At 36.5% G+C, this 7788-nt stretch carries 11 protein-coding genes; all 11 read right to left on the bottom strand.

Going from position 1 to position 7788, the window contains the following annotated elements; genetic code table 11:
• Positions 1-68: 68 nt before the first annotated feature.
• Positions 69-797 carry an ABC transporter permease gene (locus COZ07_RS06950; protein ID WP_406607845.1) on the bottom strand — a complete coding sequence of 243 codons (729 nt, stop codon included), beginning with the start codon at positions 795-797 and terminating at the stop codon, positions 69-71.
• A 1-nt stretch (position 798) separates the two neighbouring features.
• Positions 799-1764, bottom strand: a complete 966-nt coding sequence (locus COZ07_RS06945) for an ABC transporter ATP-binding protein (RefSeq protein WP_406607844.1) — start codon at positions 1762-1764, stop codon at positions 799-801.
• Between the two features lie 235 nt (positions 1765-1999).
• Entirely contained in the window at positions 2000-2833 is an 834-nt protein-coding gene (locus COZ07_RS06940) for an Mrp/NBP35 family ATP-binding protein (RefSeq protein WP_406607843.1), read from the bottom strand.
• A 9-nt stretch (positions 2834-2842) separates the two neighbouring features.
• Entirely contained in the window at positions 2843-3781 is a 939-nt protein-coding gene (locus tag COZ07_RS06935; protein WP_406607842.1) for a radical SAM protein, read from the bottom strand.
• A gap of 15 nt (positions 3782-3796) precedes the next feature.
• Complete coding sequence (locus COZ07_RS06930; RefSeq protein WP_406607841.1) at positions 3797-4666, bottom strand: ATP-binding protein; 870 nt, start codon at positions 4664-4666, stop codon at positions 3797-3799.
• Positions 4667-4896: 230 nt separating this feature from the next.
• Positions 4897-5778, bottom strand: coding sequence for an ATP-binding protein (locus tag COZ07_RS06925; RefSeq protein WP_406607840.1), 882 nt, complete (start codon positions 5776-5778; stop codon positions 4897-4899).
• Positions 5779-5802: 24 nt separating this feature from the next.
• Positions 5803-6015 (bottom strand): hypothetical protein, encoded by a 213-nt coding sequence (locus COZ07_RS06920; protein ID WP_406607839.1) that lies wholly within the window; start codon positions 6013-6015, stop codon positions 5803-5805.
• A gap of 34 nt (positions 6016-6049) precedes the next feature.
• Positions 6050-6448, bottom strand: a complete 399-nt coding sequence (locus COZ07_RS06915; protein ID WP_406607838.1) for a NifB/NifX family molybdenum-iron cluster-binding protein — start codon at positions 6446-6448, stop codon at positions 6050-6052.
• Positions 6449-6474: 26 nt separating this feature from the next.
• Positions 6475-6843 (bottom strand): NifB/NifX family molybdenum-iron cluster-binding protein, encoded by a 369-nt coding sequence (locus COZ07_RS06910; RefSeq protein WP_406607837.1) that lies wholly within the window; start codon positions 6841-6843, stop codon positions 6475-6477.
• A gap of 223 nt (positions 6844-7066) precedes the next feature.
• Entirely contained in the window at positions 7067-7213 is a 147-nt protein-coding gene (locus tag COZ07_RS06905) for a DUF5320 domain-containing protein (protein ID WP_406607836.1), read from the bottom strand.
• An 85-nt stretch (positions 7214-7298) separates the two neighbouring features.
• On the bottom strand, positions 7299-7788 hold a 490-nt coding region (locus COZ07_RS06900), incomplete at its 5' end, for a Fur family transcriptional regulator (RefSeq protein ID WP_406607835.1).

Raw genomic sequence — 7788 nt, 5'->3', positions numbered from 1 at the left:
CTTTCAAACCAGGCTTCATACTTTTGCGGATATTTTTCAAACGGCTCAACTTTTTCCATGTTATACCTCTATTCAAACTTCTTGTAAAGCAACTTTATTGCTGGAACAATGAAAAGAATAAAGAATCCAATAAGCACTAAAGTATCTGTAAAAACCATCGTGCTTGAAGCAATAGAAAAGGAGTGCCGTAGTCCATCAACGGTGTAGGTAAGCGGCATTATATAAGCGAGATATTGCAATGCCGTTGGCATAGCAGAAACTGGGTAAACAACACCGCAAAGAAATATCATTATGAACCGGGGCAAATTAAGCAAGGTTTGAGCCTCAAAAACCTCCTTCACTAAAACACATAAAAGAGAGCCAAGAGATGAAAAGACCAATAACGAAGGAATAATGATTAAAATAAGATAAAGAAAGTTAGGATGGAGTCCGAGGACAACTATTGAAACTATTGTGATTACAGTTGTCATCATAAGTCCGAAAATAGTGCCTCCTAACACCTTTCCCAGAAGAACAACAGGTAAGCTAATAGGTGCTAAGAGCAATCTTTCCAGAGAACCAAGCCGTAGCTCGAAATTGATAACTACCGCCTCCGCAGCGGTGGTACTGAATAGAATGGTCATCGCAATTAGTCCAGGCACTAACTCCTCAAAACCCCGGGGGTTTCTTAAGTAAAAGGCTAAAATCCAGGCAAGGGGAAAGACAATCCCCCAACTAAGCGAGGGAGGCTTGAGATAGTATGTCCTCATATCTTTTAAGGCAATATAATAGATACCTCGTAAGCTATCGCGCCACATTTTACTTTCCTCCTTTTTCTATCGCCATAACGATTGGGCTCAAACCCGTAATCTTGATAAAGGCATCCTCAAGAGTTGGTTTAATACTATTTATCGATTGTATCTTTATTCCTTTACCCTTAGCAAAGCTGAACACGCTGTCATATACCTCGGTGGGAGCACCACCGTAAATTCTTAATTTATTATGGTCTACCGTCGCTATCTTAACCTCAGGAAGTTTATTTGATAAGTCTTCAATCAATTCGGATATCTCTCTTCCAAAGGAGAACTCGATCACCGATTCTTCTTCAGCGGCAGCCTTCAAAGCTTTAGGGGTATCAATTTTTATAATCCTTCCCTTAACCAGAATAGCCACCCGATCACACAGAAGGTCCGCTTCCTCCAAGTAATGAGTGGTAAGAAAAATAGCTATCCCCTGCTGGTGAAGGTTACCAATCAAATTGCGCAAAGAGCGAGCAGCCACTACATCTAACCCGACGGTAGGCTCATCCAAAAAGAGAATTTCAGGGTTATGAATCAAGGCCGCAGCAATAGTTAAAGCCCGTTTCATGCCTCGGGAAAAAGTGCGAAAGAGATTATTTTTCCGCTCATAAAGTCCGAAGGTTTTGAGCAATCCTTCCGCTCTTTTTCTACGCTGAGTACGGGGAACACCATAGAGCTGGGCCATGAATAACAAGTTGTCAATAGCAGAGAACTCATCATAGAGGTTAGAAATTTCTGGAACCACCCCAATATGCCTCTTTGCTTCCACTATTCTCGAGTTAATGTCTAAACCCAAGACGGACACCCTTCCTTCTGTGGGTTTGGAAAGTCCGGTAAGTATCCTTATAGTTGTGGTCTTCCCTGCCCCATTAGGACCGAGAAATCCAAAAAATTCGCTCTTTCTAACCTCAAAGTTAATGTGGTCAACGGCAACGAGTTCCCCAAATCGTTTTGTCAATTCCTTAACATCAACTACATTTTTCATATGCGAAAAACCACCTCCATTCCGCATGCTTCAGAACAACCTCTATATGAAACAGCATCAGAGAACAAGAATATTTTCTCCCCACTTCTTGATATTCTTTTTGAAGTGTTATAATTTTTGTCTCCTTGTTTCAATCTCAAATTTGATGTGGTCAACGGCGAAAACCTCTCACGATAGCGCCGTGATGCTACTATGCCATTGATATTAATACGTTGTACTCAGGTCAAATAATTAGCTATTTCATTTGAGCAAGAATTAATTCTACTATTTGATTAAAAGCTTGTGTAGTTTCCGAATCCTTATATTGAAAAATATATGGTTTGCCCTCATCCGTAGAGTTTACCATATTTATATCTATAGGAATTTTACCTAAAAATGGCAAATTAAACTCTTTCGCTGCTTTTTCTCCTCCACCTGATTTAAACAAATCAATATTCTTACCACAATAAGGACATTTTAATCCACTCATATTTTCTATAATACCCAAAATAGGTATCTTAAGTTTTCTTAAAAAATTTACACATTTGCGAGAATCTAATAAAGCTACTTCTTGGGGTGTAGTAACAATAACCCCTCCCTCTAATTCAGGAATAAGCTGACAAATAGATAATGGTTCATCACCGGTTCCAGGAGGAGAATCAACTATAAGATAATCTAAATTACCCCATTCTACTTCACCTAAAAATTGTTTTATAGCTATCGCCTTTAAAGGACCTCTCCAAATAAGAGGGGAATCAGAATTCTCAATTAAAGATGCCATAGAAATAGCTACTAAATTAGAAGAAACGCTCATGGGGATTATTCCTTCCGAGTTCCCTTGTAATCTTTTACCTTCAAAACCTAACATTTTAGCCACCGAGGGCCCATGCAGATCAACATCTAATATCCCTACTTTAAAGGTTTTTCCGCTTAAAGCGCAGGCCAAATTGATGGCTACTGCACTTTTTCCTACTCCCCCTTTATTGGAAAGTACTAAAATTTTATGTTTTATTTTAAACATATTTTGTTTAACTTTTTTATCGAGATTATCTTTCTCTTTCTTTTGTGGATTATCGATATTTTCTACCATTTTTTCTCCTTATTTCTTAAATTTTCTGATATAAAATTTATTCCCTTTATAGTCTGTTTCTACCAATTGCCCCTTATTAATCAGTTTAAGTATAGTTGACCAATCAGAATTAGCCCTTCCCAAAAAATCTTTCAATGCATCCTCTCTCATAGGATGTACTGAGGTAATACTCAAAATATCTTCTTCTACTTCACCGGTAAAGGCAAAGGCATTGCCTTCATAGCCGATAAGAAATTCTACCTGATTAATTTTTTCCTTAAAGAGATTATAGCTCTGGTTCACCACTTCTTCTGAAGGAGACTGCACCCAACTATCTGCAGGAGGTCGAATAGGAAGGGATAAATAAGACCGGCTCGGTTTGAGTTTAGCTAAAAATTTAGCTACTTCTTTTATATGTTGGCTATTATCATTAATATCTTTAACTAACATCGTTTCGGTAATTATTTCCCCTTTAAAATTTTCCCTAAATTTTAGTATAGAGTTTAAAATATTTTTTAAGGATAGATTTTTATGAGGTCGATCCACTTTTCGCCAAATCTTTTCTTCAACAGAGTCTATTTTAAAAGAAATCAAATCTGCTTCCATTAAATTCTCTCTTACTTGTTTTTGATCTATAAGAGAGCTATTAGTAATAACCGCTATTTTAATCCCTAAAGATTTGATTAATTTAATCTCTTGACCCAAATTGATATCTAAAGTAGGCTCTCCATCAGGTACAAAAGTAAGATAATCAATAGATTCCTGCATTTTTTTTGCTTTTTCTACTTTATTCTGTACTTCACTTAAAATTTCTTTGGGCTGATAAAACTCAGTAGGCTCAATTTTCATCTTAAAAGTTTTACCTAATTGACAATATACGCAGGAATAGGTACAGATCTTAGGGGGAATATTATTAATACCTAAACTACGACCTAAACGTCTGGAAGGAACTGGTCCAAAGGTAAGCATATTTTCTCCTTTATGTTAATTAGTTAAATCCTCTAATTTCTGCCATATATTCTTTATCTCTTTAGCCGCTTTATTATCACTATATTCTACTACTGGCAATCCTTTTACCAGGGCTTCAGTTATTATATTATCAAAATGTATTTTACCTATTATCGGTATATTATCTTTTCGACACCAGTCTTCGATTTTAGATGAATTTTCTAAATTAATATCAAACTTATTTATTATAACTACCGTTTTCACCCCAAAATGTTGGGCTACTTTTACTACTCTTTCCAAATCATGTATTCCAGAGAGGGTTGGTTCGGTCACCACTACAGCTAAATTAGCTCCGCTGAGAGTAGCTATAAGAGGACAACCGATTCCCGGAGGTCCATCTACAATTATTAATTCCAGATTATTTTTTTTAGCAATTGCTTGAGCATTCTGACGTACTAAAGTAACTAATTTACCAGAATTTTCTTCCGCAATACCCAATCGAGCATAGACTAAAGGTCCATATTTTGTCTCAGAAATATACCATTCCCCGCAATGATTTTCCTTCATTTGAATTGCCTTTACCGGACAAACCAAAGCACATAATCCGCATCCTTCGCAAGATACCAGATCGATTACGGTCTGGCCTTTGATTGTTTTAATAGCATTAAAACGGCAAATTTCCTGGCAGCGACCGCAATTAGTACATTTTTCTAAATCTATGCTGGGGATTAATCCGCCATAAAAATCATGTTTTTCTTTTATTTCAGGATGAAGTAAAAGATAAAGATTGGAAGCATCTACATCGCAATCTCCAATGACTTTTTCTTTGGCTAAAACTGCAAAACTAGCAGCAATAACTGTCTTTCCTGTTCCGCCTTTACCGCTTATTATAACTATTTCTTTCATTTTCAATTCCTACAATCTAAATAACAGATTTATATTATAAAACTCATAACTCTTCAATCTGTTGTATTCCCATTCCCATACTTTTATAGAATCTATATATTTAAAAAACAGAGAAATAGATTTTGCCTCTTTTTTGTCATTCCTGCGAAAGCAGGAATCTATATCTCTTTGTTTTTTCTGGATTCCCGCTTCCGCGGGAATGACAAGGAAATAATAAAGCCATAAAAATATTAAATAGTTTGCGCGATTTTGTGAAAAAGCTGGGTAAATTTTTGCTCATAGGAGGAATTTATCTTCACTATAGGAATACCCTGAGAATAAGCAACTGCAATCTCTCTATCCAGAGGGATAGAAAGTAAAAGAGGAATATTATTTTTCTTACAATATTCTTCTACTTTATGATCTCCGACATCACACTTGTTTAACACTACACCATGAGGAATCTTTAATTTTTGCAGCACTTCCACCGCTAAAATGAGATCATGTAATCCAAAAGGAGTCGGTTCTGTAACTAAAATAGTATAATCACTATCTTTTATAGATTCGATGACCGGGCAGGAGGTACCCGGAGGAGCATCAATTATGGTAAGGTGATGATTTGCAATATCATTACTTTTTCCTTTAATGCCATCTTTATTAATTCTTTTTTTAATTTTTCTTATTATAGGAGGAGCCATCGGTTCTCCTATATTCAAACGTCCATCTATAAAACTAATAGACCTTGCTTTTCCTTCTTCTAAAATCCCTATCTCTCTTCCCTGTTCACTAATTGCATTTTCCGGGCAAAATAGCATACAGGCCCCACAGCCATGACACAGCCCGGGGAAAACTAAAACTTTATTCTTGGTAACTGCGATAGCATTGAAAACGCAAACTTCCGCACATTTACCACAATAATTGCATTTTTCATCATCAATTTTCGGTACCGGGATTTTTACTGATTCCGAATTTGTTATAACTGGTTTTAAAAAAAGGTGGGCATTAGGCTCCTCTACATCACAATCTAAAAACTGCACATTTTTTTCTTTATCTTTAGCTAAAGCCAGAGCAAGGTTAACAGCAATGGTTGTTTTACCCGTCCCACCCTTTCCACTGGCTACTGAAATTATCATTTAGCTTAATCCTTCCCTTTTATTCTATTGTTTTAGCATCATAGCTCCACACTTAGGGCATTTAATATTATTACAAGGAACACCTACTTGATGAGGAACTATAGCACCACAAGAAGGGCAAACACAATTGCCCCCTATTCCAATTCCTCCACCTCCTCGGCGTCCCTGTCCGGCACCTCTTCCCCGGCCAGTTCCCGGTCCTGCTCCTGTTGGTCCAGTACCATCTCCTCTTGGCATCTTTTTCACCTCCTTATTAACATCATCTTTACTTTTAATGAAAATGATTATCTTCACCAGAGTGGTCACATTCTTCTTTTTCTATTCCATATCCTTTTCCAGCTCCTGGCTTACAAAAAGATTCTCCTCCTTTTAATTTTCCCTGCACAAATTTTTCTATTACCTCTTCAATCTTTCCGGTGACCCCTATTACCGGAGTAATCTTTTTTTCAGCAAATAACATTTGTGCTCTATTTCCCATACCTCCGCAGATTATATATTCTACTCCATATTCTGCAAGAAAATTCGGCAAAAATGCAGGTTGGTGACCAGGATTATTTATTTCCTCTATTTTTAAAACCTTTCCTTCTTCAATTTCAGCAATAGTAAAGGAAGGGCATCTTCCAAAATGTGCTGAGACAAAACCTGCATCGGTTGAAATGGCTATTTTCATATTTTTTTCCTCCAATTCTTTTATTTTTATTTTTTCATTCCTGAATGGGCAGAGGCATCAGCCTGGGAAATTGTCTTATAATCACCTGATTTAAATTTATCAATAGCCTCTTGAACTGTACCACTTACTCCGGTTATCACTTTTATACCTGCTGCCTGTAAAGTCTGAAAGGCATTGGGGCCACAACTCCCAGTTAATACTGTCTTTACTTCCCTATCAGCCATTATTTGACCTGATTGTATTCCTACTCCTCCCATTCCCTGGGCACCAGTATTTTCTACTGCCTCAAATTCATCAGTATCAGTTTCTACTAAAATAAAGTAAGCACATCTCCCAAATCGGGGATCCACTTCAGATTTTAAATCTGAACCACTTGAAGTAATTGCTATTTTCATTCTTTCACTCTCCTATTTAGCAATTAACTTAATAAGTTAATTGCGTAATGAGTAATAAGTAATTAAAAATCTATCAGTTGTCCGATAAGTCATCGCAAGGAATGTAATAATCCTACCCCTGCAAAAGCAGGGGAAGCAATCCCGTCGAGATTACCACACTCCCTGCGGTTGCTCGCAAAAACATTTTGAGATTAGGGGCGTATTCAATACGCCCCTACCTGTTTTATTTCTTTTCTTTTTCTTCTAATTCGGTGATACGTTTATTAATAGCCTCAAGTTCTTCTTTTAAAGCTTTTGCTTCTTCGGCTAACATCTCCATCTCTTGTTTAGGCTCTGCTGCTGGTTGGTAAAATCCGCCACCATAGGGCATAGGAGAAGCTATTTGTTTCTTTTCAAAAGATTCTTATTTATAATGATAATCATTTTCAATAAATTTGGGTAAAAAAAATGCATATTCATTCTTTACTAGTTGAACACTTCTCACATAATCCATAAAATTGAATAGTATGATTTTTAATTTCAAAACTATATTTTTTCGAAAGTTTTTTCTCCGTTTTTTTTAGTAATTCTAATTCCTCATCTACAAAATCTGTATAATCGATTATCCGACCACAATTAGTACATATTAAATGGTGATGATGCGATGGCTCCTTAGGACCACGAGATAACTCATACCTGGCTCGTCCATCGCCAAAATCAAATTTAAAAATTAATCCCATATTAATCAATAAATCTAAGGTTCGATAAACCGTGGTAAGACCAATAGCTGGATAAATATTATGTACTTTTAAATAGATATCTTCTGCGCTTAAATGTTCTTTGGATTCATCTAAGACCTGTAAAATGATTTGGCGTGGAATAGTAATTCTATAACCACACTCTCTAAACTCACCGTGCCACCATTTTGCTGGCTCTCTACCCCATCTTCCTGGCATATTCATCCTT

Source organism: Candidatus Infernicultor aquiphilus (assembly GCF_002784285.1).
Lineage (GTDB): Bacteria > Atribacterota > Phoenicimicrobiia > Phoenicimicrobiales > Phoenicimicrobiaceae > Infernicultor > Infernicultor aquiphilus.
Note: the sequence above shows the minus strand (reverse complement) of the source record. Positions and strands in the feature narration are given on the sequence as shown.

Coding starts and splice junctions, on each gene's coding strand:
- COZ07_RS06950 (WP_406607845.1), bottom strand. CDS start 797: ATGTGGCGCGATAGCTTACGAGGTATCTATTATATTGCCTTAAAAGAT.
- COZ07_RS06945 (WP_406607844.1), bottom strand. CDS start 1,764: ATGAAAAATGTAGTTGATGTTAAGGAATTGACAAAACGATTTGGGGAA.
- COZ07_RS06940 (WP_406607843.1), bottom strand. CDS start 2,833: ATGGTAGAAAATATCGATAATCCACAAAAGAAAGAGAAAGATAATCTC.
- COZ07_RS06935 (WP_406607842.1), bottom strand. CDS start 3,781: ATGCTTACCTTTGGACCAGTTCCTTCCAGACGTTTAGGTCGTAGTTTA.
- COZ07_RS06930 (WP_406607841.1), bottom strand. CDS start 4,666: ATGAAAGAAATAGTTATAATAAGCGGTAAAGGCGGAACAGGAAAGACA.
- COZ07_RS06925 (WP_406607840.1), bottom strand. CDS start 5,778: ATGATAATTTCAGTAGCCAGTGGAAAGGGTGGGACGGGTAAAACAACC.
- COZ07_RS06920 (WP_406607839.1), bottom strand. CDS start 6,015: ATGCCAAGAGGAGATGGTACTGGACCAACAGGAGCAGGACCGGGAACT.
- COZ07_RS06915 (WP_406607838.1), bottom strand. CDS start 6,448: ATGAAAATAGCCATTTCAACCGATGCAGGTTTTGTCTCAGCACATTTT.
- COZ07_RS06910 (WP_406607837.1), bottom strand. CDS start 6,843: ATGAAAATAGCAATTACTTCAAGTGGTTCAGATTTAAAATCTGAAGTG.
- COZ07_RS06905 (WP_406607836.1), bottom strand. CDS start 7,213: ATGCCCTATGGTGGCGGATTTTACCAACCAGCAGCAGAGCCTAAACAA.